The organism is Curtobacterium sp. MCBA15_007 (genome assembly GCF_001864905.1).
Lineage (GTDB): Bacteria > Actinomycetota > Actinomycetes > Actinomycetales > Microbacteriaceae > Curtobacterium > Curtobacterium poinsettiae.
In genome coordinates this window covers 13,799-31,411 of record NZ_MJGM01000023.1, presented here as the reverse complement: position 1 = coordinate 31,411, position 17,613 = coordinate 13,799, and the positions used below count along the sequence as shown (strand labels likewise).

The window sequence follows — 17,613 nt, the reverse complement described above, 5'->3', positions numbered from 1 at the left end:
GCCCGGTGACGATCCGCATCTCGCCGAGCATCCTGTCCGCCGACTTCGCGAACCTCGAGCGTGAACTCCACCGCATCGAGACCGCCGACCTGGTGCACGTCGACGTGATGGACAACCACTTCGTGCCGAACCTGACGCTCGGGCTGCCGATCGTCGAGCGCCTGCAGCAGGTGTCGCCGGTGCCGCTGGACGTGCACCTCATGGTCACTGACGCCGACCGCAACGCGCCGAAGTACGCCGAGACCGGTGCGTCGAGCGTCACGTTCCACTTCGAGGCAGCCGAGGACCCGGTGGCGACCGCCGCGGCGATCCGGTCGAACGGTGCCCGCGCGGCCGTCGCCGTGAAGCCCGGCACCCCGATCACCCAGGTGCTGCACCACCTCGACGCCTACGACATGATCCTGCTGATGACGGTCGAGCCCGGGTTCGGCGGCCAGTCGTTCATGCCGTCCGTGATGCCGAAGCTCGCTGACGCGCGCGCGGCGGTCGACGCCTCGGGGCTCGACGTCTGGCTCGAGGTGGACGGGGGCATCTCGGTGGACACCGTGCCCGAGGCCGTGCGGAGCGGTGCCGACACGCTCGTCGCGGGGTCCGCGGTCTTCGGCGGCGAGCCCGCCGCGCGCATCACCGACCTGCGCGAGGCCGCCGCTCGGGCACGCTCGTGACCGGGGGAACGCCGGACGGTACCGGCGTGGCCGAGGCGACCACCGCCTCCCGTCCGGACGGTGCGTCGGCCGCGTCAGCGGAGACCGGTAGCCTGGACCCCGTGAAGACGTTCGACGACCTGTTCCAGGAGCTCACCGAGAAGGCGCGCACGCGCCCCGAGGGCTCCGGCACCGTCGCCGAACTCGACGCCGGCGTGCACCAGATCGGCAAGAAGATCGTCGAGGAAGCCGCCGAGGTCTGGATGGCGGCCGAGTACGAGGGCGACGAGCGCACCTCGGAGGAGATCTCGCAGCTGGTCTACCACCTCCAGGTCCTCATGGTCGCCAAGGGGCTCACCCCGGCGGACGTCTGGCGACATCTGTAGGACGCGCTCGGGCACCAGCCCGCGCACCGACCTCGATCCGCCACGACCCCGACCAGAAAGCAGACCCCTGATGCTCCGCATCGCCGTGCCCAACAAGGGCTCCCTGTCCGAGACCGCGTCCGACATGCTGCGTGAGGCCGGGTACGCCGGTCGCCGTGACCCGAAGGCGCTGCACCTGCTCGACGAGCGCAACGGCGTCGAGTTCTTCTTCCTCCGCCCGCGGGACATCGCCACGTACGTGGGGTCCGGCGCACTCGACGTCGGCATCACCGGCCGTGACCTGCTGCTCGACTCCGGCTCCGAGGCGCACGAGGTCGACGCGCTCGGCTTCGCCGACTCCACCTTCCGGTTCGCCGGCACGCCCGGACGGTTCGCCTCGCTGCAGGACCTCGACGGCGTCCGCGTGGCCACGAGCTACCCCGGCCTCGTCGGAGCGTTCCTCGCCGAGCACGGGGTCACCTCGACGCTCGTGAAGCTCGACGGCGCCGTCGAGAGCGCCGTGCGGCTCGGGGTCGCCGACGCTGTTGCCGACGTCGTGTCGACGGGCAGCACGCTCCGACAGGCGGGCCTCGAGATCTTCGGCCCGGTGATCCTCGAGTCGACCGCGGTGCTCGTCTCCACCGACGAGACCATCGCCGGCATCGACGTGCTGCGTCGGCGGCTGCAGGGCGTGCTCGTCGCCCGCGGCTACGTGATGCTCGACTACGACGTCCCCACGGCACTGCTCGAGCAGGCGACGGCGGTGGCGTCCGGCATCGAGTCGCCCACGGTGTCGCCGCTGCACGACCGCGAGTGGGCGGCGGTCCGCGTGATGATCCCGCGCGACGACGCGAACCTCATCATGGACGCGCTCTACGACCTCGGCGCCCGGGCGATCCTCGTCAGCCCGATCCACGCCGCACGCCTGTGACCACCGGCGGCGTGTCGGTGCGGGTCATCCCGTGCCTCGACGTCAAGGGCGGCCGAGTCGTCAAGGGTGTCAACTTCCTCGACCTGCAGGACGCCGGTGACCCCGTCGAGCTCGCGGCGCGGTACTACGAGCAGGGTGCCGACGAGCTGACCTTCCTCGACGTCGGCGCCACGGTCGAGAACCGGGCGACGATGCACGACACCGTGACCCGGACGGCCGAACAGGTCTTCATCCCGCTCACCGTCGGTGGTGGGGTGCGCAGCGTCGACGACGTGTCGCGGCTGCAGCAGTGCGGTGCGGACAAGATCGGCGTGAACAGCGCGGCCATCGCCCGCCACGAACTCGTCGGCGAGATCGCCGACCGGTTCGGCGCGCAGGCCGTCGTGCTCTCGCTCGACGTCAAGCGGTCGGACCGGATGCCCTCGGGCTTCGTGGTCACCACCCACGGGGGGCGGACCGAGTCCGACCTCGACGCGATCGCCTGGGCACGCGAAGCCGTCGAACGCGGTGCGGGGGAGCTGCTCGTCAACTCGATCGACGCCGACGGCACGAAGAACGGGTTCGACCTCGAACTCGTGGCCGCGGTGCGCGCGGTCTCGTCCGTCCCGGTGATCGCCTCGGGAGGCGCGGGTCGCGTCGAGCACTTCGCCCCGGCCGTCGACGCGGGTGCGGACGCGGTCCTCGCCGCCAGCGTCTTCCACCGTGGCGAGATGACCGTGGGGGACGTCAAGGCCGCGCTCCGCGCGACCGGTCACGCCGTCCGCTGATCCGCCGCCGTAGGCTAGGAGTCTCATGACCGACAGCACCAGTACCGACACCGAGGCGGTCCTCGACCGCGCACACTTCGGTGCGGACGGCCTGCTCCCCGCCATCGTGCAGGAGGAATCGTCGAAGGACGTCCTCATGCTCGGCTACATGGACCGGGAAGCCCTCCGCCGCACCCTCACCGAGGGCCGTGTGACCTTCTGGTCGCGGTCGCGGAACGAGTACTGGCGGAAGGGCGACACGTCGGGACACGCGCAGTACGTCCGCGGGGCCGCGCTGGACTGCGACGACGACACGCTCCTCGTGACGGTGCACCAGGTCGGGGCGGCGTGCCACACCGGTGCGCACCGGTGCTTCGACGTCGACCCGCTCGCGCCCGTGACCATGTCCGCCCCGGCCGACGCAGCCGTGGAGGCGACCCGATGACCGCCGCGACGATCTCCGAGAACCCGCACACGACCTCCCGGCCGGAGTTCGACGGTCTGGTCGACGACCACCGTGTCATCCCGGTCGTCCGCGCCCTGTACGGCGACAGCGAGACGCCGGTCGGCGTGTACCGCAAGCTCGCCGACGGCCGCCCCGGGTCGTTCCTGCTCGAGTCCGCCGGCCAGGGCGGCCTGTGGTCGCGCTGGTCGTTCGTCGGGGTGCGGAGCTTCGGCGTCCTGACGCAGGACGGCGACCGCGCGGCGTGGATCGACACCGGCATCGACGCCGAGCGGGCCGTCGGGTCCCTCGACGGTGCCCCGCTGGACGTCCTCGCGCGGCTGCACGAGCGCTGGGCCACGCCCCGTGTGCCCGGCTCGCCGCCGCTCGTCGGCGGCACCGTGGGCTTCATCGGGTGGGAGGCCGTCCGGCAGCTCGAACACCTGCCGAACGTGCCGCCGTCCGACTTCGACGTCCCCGGTCAGGCCCTGTCCTTCGTGTCCGAGCTCGCCGCCCTCGACCACCGCACCGGGCTCGTGCTGCTCGTCGCGAGCGTGCTGAACGACGGCACGGACGACGCCGATGCCCTGTGGGCGGACGCGCAGCAGCGCCTCGACCGCATGCAGGGCGACCTGGTGCAGCCGAGCGTCGCGACCGTCGCCGAGGCGTTCGAGATCGCGGAGCCGACCCCGACGCACCGGACGAGCCCGGCCGACTACATGGCCGCCGTCGAGCGGTCGAAGGACTTCATCCGCGATGGCGACGTGTTCCAGGTCGTCATCTCGCAGCGGTTCGACCACGAGGTGACGGCCGACCCGCTCGACGTCTACCGTGTGCTCCGGACCCTGAACCCGAGCCCGTACATGTACTTCCTGGCGCTGGCGGACACCGCCGACGAGCGGTTCTGGATCGTCGGCGCCTCGCCCGAGGCGCTGGTGAAGGTGCAGGGCGACCACGCCGTCACCCACCCGATCGCCGGGTCCCGCCCGCGTGGTGCCACGCCCGAAGAGGACGTCCGCCTCGGCGAGGACCTGCTCGGCGACCCGAAGGAGCGCGCGGAGCACCTGATGCTCGTCGACCTGTCCCGCAACGACCTGCAGAAGGTGTGCGAGCCGGGCACGGTCGCCGTCACCGAGTTCATGACGGTCGAGCGGTTCAGCCACATCATGCACCTGGTGTCGAGCGTCGAGGGCCGCATCCGTCCCGAGGCCTCGGCCATCGACGTGTTCCGGGCGACGTTCCCGGCAGGCACGCTCTCGGGCGCGCCGAAGCCCCGAGCGCTCCAGATCATCGACGAGCTCGAGCCCGCCAAGCGTGGTGCGTACGCCGGTGTCGTGGGCTACTTCGACTTCGCCGGGGACGCCGACCTGGCGATCGCGATCCGCACCGCCCTGATCAAGGACGGCGTCGCCCGCGTGCAGGCCGGGGCCGGCCTCGTGGCCGACTCGGACCCGGAGACCGAGCACGTCGAGGCGGTCAACAAGGCCGCGGCCCCGTTGCGTGCCGTCGCGACGGCGAACCGGATGCGCGAGGTCCGTTCGTGAAGCGGTCGCGCCCGATCGTCGTCGTCGCCGGACTCCTGGTCGCCGGCATCATCATGCTCGCGTGGACCCAGACCTGGTTCACCGTCCGCCTGCACGCGGGAGCGGCAGTCACCTCGACGGTCGCCGCCGACGGCGCAGCGGTCGTGCCGCAGTTCACCGCGCTGGCGATCGCGAGCCTCGCGCTGTTCCTCGCGATGACCATCGCCGGATGGGTGCTGCGCATCGTGCTCGCCGCCGTGGAGATCCTGCTCGGCCTCGGCGTGGTCGTCAGCGGCATCACCGCGGCCGCCGACCCGATCGCCGCTGCACGCGGCGCCGTGGGCGAGGTCGCCGGGGTGAGCGACCTCGGCGCCGTCCGGAGCGTCGTGTCGAGCGTCAGCGTGAGCCCGTGGCCCGCAGTCGGCATCGCGGGCGGCGTGCTCGCCGTGCTGCTGGGTGTCGTCGTCATCGTGGTCCAGCGCGCCTGGCCCGGACCGAGCCGGAAGTACGGAGCCGCGACCGCCGGAGCCGCCGCCGCGGCGAGGGCCGCGGCACCCGTCGAGCGCGATGCGGTCGTCGACTGGGACGACCTGAGCGCGGGCGTGGACCCCACCACCGTGGACGGCGCGGGCGCGGGGGCGCCGAGTGACGACACGGTAGGATCGACAGGGCGTCGCTCGACCGACGACGCCGGAGCAGAACGAGGAGCACCGTGAGCAACACTGAGCCCGCAGAACTCGGCGAAGGCCACTCGCCGGCCGCCTGGACCGCCGTCGTGATCATGCTGATCGGATTCGCGGCAGGCACGCTGTTCTTCTGGTTCGACCAGCCGTGGGGCGTCTGGGCCTCCGCTGGCGTCGTCCTCATCGGCCTCATCGTCGGTGGCGTGATGAAGAAGGCCGGCTACGGCGTCGACGGTCCGAAGTTCGTCCCCAAGCACCACGGCGAGTAGGGGTCTGCCGATGCCGAACGTGCTCGAGACCCTCGTCGCCGGCGCCCTCGAGGACGCCGCAGCCCGTCGTGTCGATCGCCCGTACGCGGACGTCGAACGCGACCTCAACCGGGTGGCGTCGCCCCTCGACGCCCTCGCGTTCCTGAGCCCGGGCGACCGGGTGAAGATCATCGCCGAGGTGAAGCGCGCCAGCCCGTCCCGCGGGGCGATGGCAGCGATCGCCGACCCCGCAGGCCTCGCCGCCGACTACGAACGTGGTGGCGCCTCGACGATCAGCGTCCTGACCGAGGGGCGCAAGTTCCTCGGCAGCCTCGCCGACCTCGAAGCCGTGAAGGCCCGTGTCGGGGTCCCCGTGCTCCGCAAGGACTTCATCGCCGACCCGTACCAGGTCATCGAGGCCCGGGCGTCGGGTGCCGACGTCGTGCTGCTCATCGTGGCGGCGCTCGAGCAGGCCCGCTTGGTCGAGCTGCACACGCTCGCCGAAGAACTCGGCATGCGCGTCCTGGTCGAGGCGCACTCCGGTGACGAGGTCACGCGTGGCCTGGACGCCGGTGCCCGCATCCTCGGCGTGAACGCCCGCGACCTCACCGACTTCTCGCTCGACCGCGACCTGTTCGGGTCGCTCGCCGACCGCATCCCCGACGGGGTCGTGCGCGTCGCCGAGTCCGCGGTCTCCGGTCCCGCCGACGTCGCCCACTACCGTGCAGCGGGCGCCGACGTCGTGCTGGTCGGCGAGGCGCTCGTGACGGGGAGCGACCCCGCCGCGACCCTCGCGTCGTTCATCGACGCCGCCGACCAGGCCTGACCGGCTCACCAGGCCGCCGAACCGCGGCCCGGTCCGCTCCACGCATCGAGGCCGCCGACCGCGGCCGCACGTTCCACCCGTCCGACGCGGCCGACCGGCCGCGTCGGACTCGTCCCGGGAGACACATCGTGACCTCACTCCGCGACCTGCACGGCCCCTACTTCGGCGACTTCGGCGGACGCTTCGTCCCCGAGTCCCTCGTCCTCGCGCTCGACGAGCTCGAGGCCGCCTTCCGTCAGGCCTGGGCGGACCCGGCGTTCCGTGCGGAACTCGACGCGCTGCACCGTGACTACACCGGGCGTCCGTCGATCATCACCGAGGTGCCGCGGTTCGCGAAGCACGCCGGTGGCGCCCGGATCATCCTGAAGCGCGAGGACCTGAACCACACCGGCTCGCACAAGATCAACAACGTCCTCGGCCAGGCCCTCGTCGCCCGCCGCCTCGGCAAGACCCGCCTGATCGCCGAGACCGGGGCCGGGCAGCACGGTGTCGCCACCGCGACCGCCGCAGCCCTGTTCGGCATGGAGTGCGTCGTCTACATGGGCGCCGTCGACACCGAGCGCCAGGCGCTCAACGTCGCGCGGATGCGCCTGCTCGGCGCCGAGGTGATCCCGGTCGAGACCGGTTCGCGCACCCTCAAGGACGCCATCAACGACGCCCTGCGCGACTGGGTCGCCAACGTCGAGTCGACGCACTACCTGCTCGGCACCGTCGCCGGTCCGCACCCGTTCCCCGAGATGGTGCGCGAGTTCCACAAGGTCATCGGCGAGGAAGCGCGCCAGCAGGTCCTCGACCGCATCGGTCGGCTGCCGGACGCCGTCGCGGCGTGCGTCGGCGGCGGCTCGAACGCGATGGGCATCTTCGAGGCGTTCCTCGACGACGAGTCCGTCGCGCTGCACGGCTTCGAGGCCGGTGGTGACGGCGTCGAGACCGGTCGGCACGCGGCGAGCATCACGCTCGGTCGCGAAGGCGTGCTGCAGGGAGCGAAGTCCTACCTGATGCAGGACGAGGACGGCCAGACCATCGAGAGCCACAGCATCTCCGCCGGGCTCGACTACCCGAGCGTCGGCCCGGAGCACGCGTACCTGGCGTCGATCGGCCGGGCGAAGTACCAGCCGATCACCGACACCGAGGCCATGGAGGCGTTCCGCCTGATGAGCCAGACCGAGGGCATCATCCCGGCGATCGAGTCGTCGCACGCCCTGGCCGGTGCCATCAAGCTCGGCAAGGAGCTCGGGCCCGAGGGCGTCGTGCTCGTGAACCTGTCCGGCCGCGGTGACAAGGACGTCGCGTCCGCCAGTCGCTACTTCGGCATCCTCGACGAGAACGCGGTGCAGCTGTGACCACGAACAAGACCGTCGCCCAGACGATCGACGCCGCCAACGCCGAGCGCGCCGGAGCCGTCGTCGGGTACCTGCCCGCCGGGTACCCGAACCTGCAGACCAGCGTCGACGCAGCCGTCGCCCTCGCCGAGAACGGCGTGGACGTCATCGAGTTCGGCCTGCCGTACTCCGACCCGGTCATGGACGGCCCCGTCATCCAGCGCGCAGCCGAGGAGAGCCTGGCGAACGGCTTCCGGGTCGCACAGGTCTTCGACGCCGTGCAGCAGATCACCGAGCGGGCCGACGTGCCGGTGCTCGTCATGACCTACTGGAACCCGGTGCTGCGCTACGGCGTGGACCGTTTCGCCGACGACCTCGTCGCCGCGGGAGCCGCCGGTCTCATCACGCCCGACCTCATCCCCGACGAGGCCACCGCGTGGACCGAGGCGTCCGAGCGCACCGGCCTCGACCGGGTCTTCCTCGCCGCGCCGTCCTCGTCGGACGAGCGCATGCGTCAGGCGGTGGAGTCCAGTCGTGGCTTCGTCTACGCCGTGTCGACGATGGGCGTGACCGGTGCCCGGGTCGGGGTCGACGTCGCCGCACGCACCGTCGTGTCGCGCCTGCGTGACGCCGGGGTCGAGCGCACCTGTGTCGGCCTCGGGATCTCGACGGCGGAGCAGGTCGGCGAGGTGCTCGAGTACGCCGACGGTGCGATCGTCGGGTCCGCGTTCGTCCGGGCCCTGGCCGACCTCGGTGTGCAGGGTGTGGCCGACCGGGCCGCCGACCTCGCCACCGGCGCCCGCCGCCGCTAGTCCAGTTCCTGTCGGGCCCGCGACCCGCGCTACAGTGAGCGAGGCCGACGCCACGTCGACCGCGCCCCGTCAGTTCCGAAAGGCGACAGCACCTCCATGCCCCTCCTGAGCATCCCGAGCCCGAGCACCGCCTGGCAGTACTTCGACCTGACCGCCTGGCTCCGCGACGCGTTCGGCTGGTCGCTGCCCCTCGACTTCCGCATCCACGCGTACGCGATCTGCATCCTGGTCGGGATCGTCGCCGCGGTCGTCCTCGCGAACCGTCGGCTCAACGCCCGGGGCGTCGAGCGATGGATCATCATCGACATCGCCATCTGGGCCGTGCCCGCCGGCATCATCGGCGGACGGCTCTTCCACGTGTTCACCCATGTGTCCGACTACTTCGGCCCCGGCATCGACCCGCTGTCGTTCCTGTACATCTGGGAGGGCGGGCTGGCCATCTTCGGCGCGCTGATCCTCGGGTCGGTCGGTGCCTGGATCGGGTGCCGCCAGGTCGGTCTCCGGTTCACGTCGTTCATCGACGCCGTCGTGCCGGGCGTCCTGCTCGCACAGGCCTTCGGACGCCTGGGCAACTACTTCAACCAGGAGCTCTTCGGCATGCCGACGAGCCTGCCCTGGGGGCTCGAGATCGACTCCAGCAACGCCGCGTTCCCGAAGGGCCTGCCCGAAGGCACGCTGTTCCACCCGACGTTCCTGTACGAGATCATCTGGAACGTCCTCGGCGTGGTCGTCATCCTGTTCCTGGCACGCAAGTTCACGCTGCAGTGGGGCAAGGTCCTCGGCCTGTACCTGATCTGGTACGGCGCGGGCCGCTCGGTGCTCGAGTCCATCCGCGTCGACACGAGCGAGACCTTCTTCGGCGTCCGCACGAACGTGTGGATGGCCCTCGCCGCGGTCGTCATCGGCATCCTGATCTTCGTGGTGCAGAGCCGACGGCACACCGGCAAGGAGCCGAGCCCCTACCTGCCGGGTCGCGGGCCTCGTCCGACCTCCGATGTAGACTCCGTAGACACCTTCTCGGAGCACGACGACGACGCAGCAGACGGCGTCACGAGTGACGAACCGGTCACGACCACCCGCTGAACCAGACGGTCTCCGCCACAAGCGGGGCCCAGCAACCTCGCCGGCCGCCAGGGCAACGACCACTGACGGCGGGCACGGGCACCAGTCCCGCCCGCTCGGGCGGAACGCACCACCGGGCCACCGCTGTCCCTGTTCCACTTCCTCGTGAGGACGGTTCCCCATGGCGCTCCAGCCAACCCAGCCCTCGGCACCGACGAGCCTCGTGCCGCCGCACCGCCGCTTCTCCGCGATCCCGGACGCCACGGGCATGTACGACCCGGCGAACGAGAAGGACGCCTGCGGACTGGCGATGGTCGCGACCCTGCGCGGCACGCCGGGGCACGACATCGTCGACGCGGCGCTCGGTGCGCTCCGGAACCTCGAGCACCGCGGTGCCGTGGGATCCGACGCGGGCACCGGTGACGGCGCCGGCATCCTGTGCCAGGTGCCGGACGAGTTCCTGCGGGACGTCGTACCGTTCGAGCTGCCGGCAGCGGGGGAGTACGCCGTCGGGACCGCCTACCTGCCGCTGGACGACGACGCCCGGCACGCGGTGAAGGGCGCCGTCGAACGACTCGCCCGCGAAGAGGGCCTGAAGGTCCTGGGGTGGCGCGAGGTCCCGGTGCGTCCGGAGGTCCTCGGCACGCTCGCCCGCGCCGCGATGCCGGCGTTCGAGCAGCTGTTCGTCGCCTCGATCCGGCACGACGTGCACGGGGCATCGTGGAGCGGCATCGCCCTCGACCGGCAGGCGTTCCGGCTCCGGAAGCGCGCCGAGCACGACAACGACCTGTACTTCATGTCGCTGTCGAGCCGCACCATGGTCTACAAGGGCATGGTCACGACGCTCCAGCTCGAGCCGTTCTACCCGGACCTGAGCGACGAGCGCTTCACGTCGAAGCTCGCGATCGTGCACTCGCGCTACTCCACCAACACGTTCCCGTCGTGGCCGCTCGCCCAGCCGTTCCGGACCATCGCCCACAACGGTGAGATCAACACGGTGCGCGGCAACCGCAACTGGATGCGGGCGCGCCAGTCGCAGCTCGAGAGCGAACTGCTGGGCGACATGGCCCCGCTGCTCCCCATCGTCAGCCCGGGGGCGAGTGACTCGGCCTCGTTCGACGAGGTCCTCGAGCTGCTGACCCTGACCGGTCGGACGCTGCCGCACGCCGTGTCGATGATGGTTCCAGAGGCGTGGGAGAACCAGGTCGGGATGGACCCGGACCTCCGGGCGTTCTACGAGTACCACTCGATGCTCATGGAGCCGTGGGACGGCCCCGCCGCGATCACCTTCACCGACGGGTCGCTCGTCGGCGCCACCCTCGACCGCAACGGCCTGCGCCCCGGCCGGTTCCTCGTCACCGACGACGGGCTCATCGTGATGGGCTCCGAGACCGGGGTCATCGACGTGCCGGCCGCCAAGGTCGTGCGCAAGGGCCGCCTGCGCCCGGGCCGGATGTTCCTGGTGGACACCGAGGCCGGCCGCATCATCGAGGACGACGAGGTCAAGCGCGAGCTCGCCGCCTCGGGTCCGTGGGCCGACTGGCTCGAAGCCGGCCGCATCAACCTGAACGACCTGCCGGAGCGCGAGCACATCGTGCACACCCCGGCCTCGGTCACCCGCCGTCAGCGGGCGTTCGGCTACACCGAAGAAGAAGTCCGCATCCTGCTCCGTCCGATGGCCGCGGCGGGTGCCGAACCGCTCGGTGCGATGGGGTCGGACACCCCGATCGCGGTGCTGTCGGAGCGTCCGCGACTGCTCTTCGACTACTTCACGCAGCAGTTCGCCCAGGTGACCAACCCGCCGCTCGACTCGATCCGCGAGCAGGTCATCACCTCGATGGGGATGGGTCTCGGTCCGGAGCGCAACCTGCTCTCCGCCGGTCCGGAGCACGCGAAGCAGATCACGCTCGACTTCCCCGTGATCGACAACGACCAGCTCGCCAAGGTCCAGCACTTCGAGACCGAGTCGGGTCGCCACCTGACCGTCACGATCAAGGGGCTGTACCGCGTCGACGCCGGCAAGAAGGCGATGCAGAAGCGCATCGCCGCCGTGTGCGACGAGGTCGACGCCGCGATCGAGTCCGGCAAGCAGTTCATCGTGCTGTCCGACCGCGACGGCAACGCCGAGCAGGCGCCGGTGCCGAGCCTGCTGCTCCTCGCGGCGGTGCACCACCACCTGATCCGCACCGAGCAGCGCATGAAGGTCGGGCTCATCGTCGAGGCCGGCGATGTGCGCGAGGTCCACCACGTGGCGACCCTGATCGGGTACGGCGCGTCGGCGATCAACCCGTACCTGGCGATGGAGACCTGCGAGAACCTGGTCCGCGCGGGCATGATCCCTGGCATCACCCCCGAGCAGGCGGTCAAGAACGTCATCAAGGCGCTCGGCAAGGGCGTGCTGAAGATCATGTCGAAGATGGGCATCTCCACGGTGTCCAGCTACGCCGGTGCGCAGGCCTTCGAGGCCGTCGGGCTCAGCCAGGAGTTCGTCGACAAGTACTTCACGGGCACCTCGTCGATCCTGGGCGGCGTCGACATCGACGTCATCGCCAAGGAGAACGCCGAGCGGCACGCCCAGGCGTACCCGCAGGACGGCGCGGTGCTGTCGCACGAGCGGCTGCAGATCGGGGGCGAGTACCAGTGGCGCCGTCAGGGTCCGCCGCACCTGTTCAACCCGGACACGGTGTTCCGCCTGCAGCACGCGACCCGTGCCCGCCGGTACGACATCTTCCGCGAGTACTCGAGCGCCGTGGACGACCAGTCCGAGCAGCTGATGACGCTCCGCGGGCTGTTCCGCTTCAAGCAGGGTGCGCGCAAGCCCATCGCGCTCGACGAGGTCGAGTCGATCGAGTCGATCGTCAAGCGCTTCAACACGGGCGCGATGTCCTACGGGTCCATCTCGAAGGAAGCCCACGAGACCCTCGCCATCGCGATGAACCGTCTCGGCGGCCGCTCGAACACGGGCGAGGGCGGTGAGGACGTCGACCGCTTGCTCGACCCCGAGCGCCGCAGCGCCATCAAGCAGGTCGCCTCCGGACGCTTCGGCGTGACGAGCATGTACCTGACGCACGCCACCGACATCCAGCTCAAGATGGCGCAGGGTGCGAAGCCCGGCGAGGGTGGTCAGCTGCCCCCGGCCAAGGTCTACCCGTGGGTGGCCCGCACCCGGCACGCCACCGCGGGCGTCGGCCTGATCTCGCCGCCGCCGCACCACGACATCTACTCCATCGAGGACCTCAAGCAGCTGATCTTCGACGTGAAGCGGGCCAACCCGGCCGCCCGCGTCCACGTGAAGCTCGTCAGCCAGTCCGGCATCGGTGCCGTCGCGGCCGGTGTGACGAAGGCCCTGGCCGACGTCGTGCTCGTGTCCGGCCACGACGGTGGCACCGGCGCCAGCCCGCTGAACTCGCTCAAGCACGCCGGCACTCCGTGGGAGATCGGCCTGGCCGAGACCCAGCAGACGCTCATGCTGAACGGCATGCGCGACCGGGTCGTCGTGCAGGTGGACGGGCAGATGAAGACGGGGCGCGACGTCGTCGTGGCCGCGTTGCTCGGAGCAGAGGAGTACGGCTTCGCGACCGCTCCGCTGGTGGTCGAGGGGTGCATCCTGATGCGCGTCTGCCACCTGGACACCTGCCCTGTGGGCGTCGCCACGCAGAATCCCGAGCTCCGCAAGCGCTTCTCCGGCAAGCCGGAGTTCGTCGTCAACTTCTTCGAGTTCATCGCACAAGAGGTCCGCGAGCTCCTCGCGGAGCTCGGCTTCCGCAGCCTCGACGAGGCGATCGGGCAGACCGACGCGCTCGACGTGGACCGCGCCGTGGAGCACTGGAAGGCGTCGGGCCTCGACCTCGCGCCGGTGCTCAAGGGACCGCACTTCGACGACGCGGAGCCGCGCCGCCACCACCGCGAGCAGGACCACGAGCTGGACCAGCACTTCGACGTGCAGCTCATCCAGCAGACCGCTGACGTGCTCGACCACGGCGGGTCGATCGCGCTCGACCTGCCCATCCGGAACACCGAGCGCGCCGTCGGCACCATGCTCGGCCACCAGGTGACCCTGCGACACGGGGAACACGGGCTGCCCAACGGTTCGATCGACGTCACGCTGCGCGGTTCGGCCGGGCAGTCGCTCGGCGCGTTCCTGCCGGCGGGCATCACGCTGCGCCTGATCGGCGACAGCAACGACTACGTCGGCAAGGGCCTGTCCGGCGGCCAGATCGTCGTCCGCCCCGACGCCGGTTCGGGCTTCGACCCGGCCGAGAACGTCATCGCCGGCAACGTCATCGGGTACGGCGCCACCCAGGGCAGCATGTTCATCCGCGGCATCGTGGGCGAGCGGTTCCTGGTGCGCAACTCCGGTGCCACGGCGGTCGTCGAGGGTGTGGGCGACCACGCGCTCGAGTACATGACGGGTGGACTCGCGCTCATCATCGGCGAGACCGGCCGGAACCTCGGTGCCGGTATGTCGGGTGGCACGGCGTACGTCCGGGGCCTGCGCCGGGAGCACGTGAACACCGACGCCCTGGCGACCGGCGAGCTCCGGCTCGAGGCGCTCGACAGTGCCGACGTCGAGATCGTCACCGACCTGCTCACCCGGCACGCCGACGAGACGGGGTCGACGCTCGCGTCCGACCTGCTGGCGTCCGGGGACCTGAGCGACTTCGTCAAGGTGCTGCCGCGCGACTACGCGGCGGTGCTCGAGACGCGCAGACAGGCCGTCGACGAGGGGCTCGACCCCGACGGTGACATCGTTTGGAATCGGATCATGGAGGTGACCGGTGGCTGAGCGTCACGCACGTCCGGAATCGACAGAGCCCATCACAACCCTGGAGGTGACCGGTGGCTGACCCCAAGGGATTCCTGAAGGTCCAGGAACGCGAACTCCCGCCCCGGCGCCCCGTGCCCGTGCGGCTCATGGACTGGAAAGAGGTCTACGAGCAGCAGGAGTCCGGTGTCCTGAAGCGCCAGGCCGGCCGGTGCATGGACTGCGGCGTGCCGTTCTGCCACCAGGGCTGCCCGCTCGGCAACCTCATCCCGGAGTGGAACGACCTGACCTGGCGCGGTGAGGGCCGTCAGGCGATCGAACGCCTGCACGAGACGAACAACTTCCCGGAGTTCACGGGGCGGCTCTGCCCGGCCCCGTGCGAGTCGTCCTGCGTGCTCGGCATCAACCAGCCGCCGGTGACCATCAAGCAGGTCGAGGTCTCGATCATCGACCAGGCGTTCCAGAACGGGTGGGTCACGCCGCACCCGCCGGAGCGCCTGACCGGCAAGACCGTCGCCGTGGTGGGCTCCGGCCCCGCCGGGCTCGCCGCCGCGCAGCAGCTCACGCGTGCCGGGCACACGGTCGCCGTCTACGAGCGGGACGACCGCATCGGCGGACTGCTCCGCTACGGCATCCCGGACTTCAAGATGGAGAAGCGCCAGATCGACGCGCGCCTCGCCCAGATGCAGGCCGAGGGCACCCGGTTCCGTGCCGGTGTCGAGATCGGCAAGGACATCACCTGGGACGACCTGAAGTCCCGCTACGACGCGGTCGTGGTCGCCACCGGTGCCACCGTGCCCCGTGACCTGCCGATCCCGGGGCGCGACCTCGAGGGCGTGCACTTCGCGATGGACTACCTGGTCCAGCAGAACAAGGCGAACGCGGGCACGACGGTCGACAACCAGATCACGGCCGAGGGCAAGCACGTCGTCGTCATCGGCGGCGGCGACACCGGTGCGGACTGCATCGGCACCGCACACCGTCAGGGTGCGCTGAGCGTGACGAACCTGGCGATCGGCAAGCAGCCGCCGCTCGAGCGTCCGTCCGACCAGCCGTGGCCGATGTTCCCGACCGTGTTCGAGATCACGAGTGCCCACGAAGAGGGCGGCGAGCGGCACTTCCTCGCCTCCACCGTCGAGTTCCTGTCGAACGACGCGGGTGAGGTCCGTGCGCTCCGGGTCGCCGAGACCGAGTACCTCGACGGCCGACGGGTGCCGAAGGCGGGCACCGAGCGGGAGATCCCGGCGGACCTCGTCCTCATCGCGATGGGCTTCACGGGCCCCGAGTCGGACACGATCGAGCCGCAGCTCGGCCTGCCGACCACGGGCTCCGGGTCGCTCGACCGCCGTGCCGACTACGCGACCAACGAGGCCGGCGTGTTCGTCGCGGGCGACGCGGGTCGGGGGCAGTCGCTCATCGTGTGGGCGATCGCCGAGGGCCGTGCCGCGGCCGCACAGGTGGACGAGTACCTCGAGGGCTCCACCATCCTGCCGGCTCCGGTCAAGGCGACCGACCGGGCGATCTCCGTCTGATGCCGGACGATCACGAGATGTCGGACCGCCACCAGATGTCGGACGGCCACCAGATGTCGGACCGCCACCGGACGACGGATCGCCGCCAGAAGACGGACCGTCTCCACCAGATGCTCACGCTCCCGTGAGCGTGAGGCCACCAGCACTCGGTAGGGTGCTGGTGGCCTCGCTTCGTTCCGCGCGGCCCCACAGCGCGGAAACCCAAGCTCCATCCACCACCACGAAGGAATCCATTGAGACGCGCAAAGATCGTTTCGACGCTCGGACCGGCAACGTCGGACTACGAGACCGTCAAGGAGATCATCGAAGCGGGCGTCGACGTCGCCCGCCTCAACCTCAGCCACGGTGACTACAGCGTCCACGAGGCCAACTACGTCAACGTCCGTCGTGCCGCCGAAGAGCTCGGCAAGCCCGTCGCGATCCTCGTCGACCTGCAGGGTCCGAAGATCCGTCTGGCCCGCTTCGCCGACGGCCCGCACGACCTGGCGGTCGGTGACATCTTCACCATCACGACCGAGGACGTCCCCGGCTCGAAGGAGATCTGCGGCACGACGTTCAAGGGCCTGCCGCAGGACGTCAAGCCCGGCGACCCGCTGCTCATCGACGACGGCCGCGTCCGCCTGCGTGTCCTCGACACCGACGGCGTCCGGGTCCGCACCGAGGTCGTCGTCCCCGGCACGGTGTCCAACAACAAGGGCATCAATCTGCCCGGTGTCGCCGTCAACGTCCCCGCGCTGAGCGAGAAGGACGAGGCCGACCTCCGCTGGGCGATCCGCCAGGGTGCCGACCTCATCGCGCTCTCGTTCGTCCGCAACGCGAGCGACGTCGTGCGTGCGCACGAGATCATGGACGAAGAGGGCAAGCGCCTGCCGGTCATCGCCAAGGTCGAGAAGCCCCAGGCCGTCGACGCGCTCGAGGAGATCATCGACGCCTTCGACAGCATCATGGTCGCCCGCGGTGACCTCGGCGTCGAGCTCCCGCTCGAGGCCGTCCCGATCGTGCAGAAGCGCGCCGTCGAGCTGTCCCGCCGCATGGCGAAGCCGGTCATCGTCGCGACGCAGATGCTCGAGTCGATGATCTCGTCGCCGATCCCCACGCGCGCCGAGACCTCCGACGTCGCGAACGCCGTGCTCGACGGTGCCGACGCGGTCATGCTGTCCGGTGAGACGAGCGTCGGTGAGTACCCGGTGCAGACCGTCCGCACCATGGCCCGCATCGTGGAGTCCACCGAGGACCACGGCCTCGAGCGCATCGCGCCGCTCGGCACCAAGCCGCGCACCCTCGGCGGTGCGATCACCCTCGCCGCCGTCGAGATCGCCGAGTTCACCGAGGCGTCGTACCTCTGCGTCTTCACCGAGTCCGGCGACTCGGCCCGACGCATGTCGCGCCTGCGCCACGGCCTGCCGATCATCGCCTTCACCCCGAACGAGGCCACGCGCCGCCGGATGGCACTCACCTGGGGCGTCCGTTCGTTCCTGGTGGAGCGCAAGACCCACACCGACGAGCTCTTCTCGCAGGTGGACGACGTCCTCCTCGAGAACGGCCTGGCCGCCCCCGGCGACCGCGTCATCGTGACGGCCGGGTCCCCTCCCGGCATCGAGGGCTCGACGAACGACCTCCGCGTGCACCGGGTGGGCGACGCCCACGCCGAGGCCGCCCCGGCGTACGTCCGGGACTGATCCGACGGATCCGTCGCCACCAGGGCGCGGGCG

At 70.7% G+C, this 17,613-nt stretch carries 15 protein-coding genes; all 15 read left to right on the top strand.

Translation table 11 applies throughout. The features are described from left to right. Positions 1 to 5: 5 nt before the first annotated feature. The 15 genes from rpe to pyk all read left to right on the top strand — a co-directional run bounded on the left by rpe (position 6) and on the right by pyk (position 17,580). Positions 6 to 665: a ribulose-phosphate 3-epimerase gene (gene rpe / locus BIU95_RS11145; protein WP_017887193.1), complete on the top strand. Its 660-nt coding sequence runs from the start codon at positions 6 to 8 to the stop codon at positions 663 to 665. A gap of 101 nt (positions 666 to 766) precedes the next feature. Continuing rightward, a complete protein-coding gene (locus BIU95_RS11140) occupies positions 767 to 1,030 on the top strand; it encodes a phosphoribosyl-ATP diphosphatase (protein WP_031259753.1) in 264 nt (87 codons plus the stop codon). A gap of 70 nt (positions 1,031 to 1,100) precedes the next feature. After that, positions 1,101 to 1,940, top strand: coding sequence for an ATP phosphoribosyltransferase (hisG, locus tag BIU95_RS11135; RefSeq protein ID WP_017887195.1), 840 nt, complete (start codon positions 1,101 to 1,103; stop codon positions 1,938 to 1,940). Beyond that, complete coding sequence (gene hisF / locus BIU95_RS11130; protein WP_071251694.1) at positions 1,937 to 2,707, top strand: imidazole glycerol phosphate synthase subunit HisF; 771 nt, start codon at positions 1,937 to 1,939, stop codon at positions 2,705 to 2,707. Before hisG ends, hisF begins: the two co-directional genes overlap by 4 nt. Before the next feature lie 25 nt (positions 2,708 to 2,732). Beyond that, positions 2,733 to 3,131 carry a phosphoribosyl-AMP cyclohydrolase gene (gene hisI, locus BIU95_RS11125; protein ID WP_017887197.1) on the top strand — a complete coding sequence of 133 codons (399 nt, stop codon included), beginning with the start codon at positions 2,733 to 2,735 and terminating at the stop codon, positions 3,129 to 3,131. Beyond that, positions 3,128 to 4,672, top strand: a complete 1,545-nt coding sequence (locus tag BIU95_RS11120) for an anthranilate synthase component I (RefSeq protein ID WP_017887198.1) — start codon at positions 3,128 to 3,130, stop codon at positions 4,670 to 4,672. The genes hisI and BIU95_RS11120 overlap by 4 nt, the downstream gene beginning before the upstream one ends. Further along, positions 4,669 to 5,367, top strand: a complete 699-nt coding sequence (locus tag BIU95_RS11115; RefSeq protein ID WP_071251693.1) for a Trp biosynthesis-associated membrane protein — start codon at positions 4,669 to 4,671, stop codon at positions 5,365 to 5,367. Before BIU95_RS11120 ends, BIU95_RS11115 begins: the two co-directional genes overlap by 4 nt. Further along, entirely contained in the window at positions 5,364 to 5,603 is a 240-nt protein-coding gene (locus tag BIU95_RS11110) for an HGxxPAAW family protein (RefSeq protein WP_017887200.1), read from the top strand. The genes BIU95_RS11115 and BIU95_RS11110 overlap by 4 nt, the downstream gene beginning before the upstream one ends. 19 nt (positions 5,604 to 5,622) lie before the next feature. Beyond that, a complete protein-coding gene (gene trpC / locus BIU95_RS11105; protein ID WP_071251727.1) occupies positions 5,623 to 6,408 on the top strand; it encodes an indole-3-glycerol phosphate synthase TrpC in 786 nt (261 codons plus the stop codon). A 128-nt stretch (positions 6,409 to 6,536) separates the two neighbouring features. After that, the gene (gene trpB, locus BIU95_RS11100) at positions 6,537 to 7,751 is read left to right on the top strand and encodes a tryptophan synthase subunit beta (protein WP_017887202.1); all 1,215 of its coding nucleotides are present in this window, start codon (positions 6,537 to 6,539) and stop codon (positions 7,749 to 7,751) included. Beyond that, complete coding sequence (gene trpA / locus BIU95_RS11095; protein ID WP_017887203.1) at positions 7,748 to 8,542, top strand: tryptophan synthase subunit alpha; 795 nt, start codon at positions 7,748 to 7,750, stop codon at positions 8,540 to 8,542. Before trpB ends, trpA begins: the two co-directional genes overlap by 4 nt. Before the next feature lie 96 nt (positions 8,543 to 8,638). Next, the gene (lgt, locus tag BIU95_RS11090; RefSeq protein WP_175470759.1) at positions 8,639 to 9,625 is read left to right on the top strand and encodes a prolipoprotein diacylglyceryl transferase; all 987 of its coding nucleotides are present in this window, start codon (positions 8,639 to 8,641) and stop codon (positions 9,623 to 9,625) included. Positions 9,626 to 9,872: 247 nt separating this feature from the next. Further along, positions 9,873 to 14,390, top strand: a complete 4,518-nt coding sequence (gltB, locus tag BIU95_RS11085; RefSeq protein ID WP_042540278.1) for a glutamate synthase large subunit — start codon at positions 9,873 to 9,875, stop codon at positions 14,388 to 14,390. A 53-nt stretch (positions 14,391 to 14,443) separates the two neighbouring features. Further along, positions 14,444 to 15,901, top strand: a complete 1,458-nt coding sequence (locus tag BIU95_RS11080) for a glutamate synthase subunit beta (RefSeq protein WP_017887206.1) — start codon at positions 14,444 to 14,446, stop codon at positions 15,899 to 15,901. Between the two features lie 233 nt (positions 15,902 to 16,134). Beyond that, positions 16,135 to 17,580: a pyruvate kinase gene (gene pyk / locus BIU95_RS11075; protein ID WP_017887208.1), complete on the top strand. Its 1,446-nt coding sequence runs from the start codon at positions 16,135 to 16,137 to the stop codon at positions 17,578 to 17,580. Positions 17,581 to 17,613: the final 33 nt, after the last annotated feature.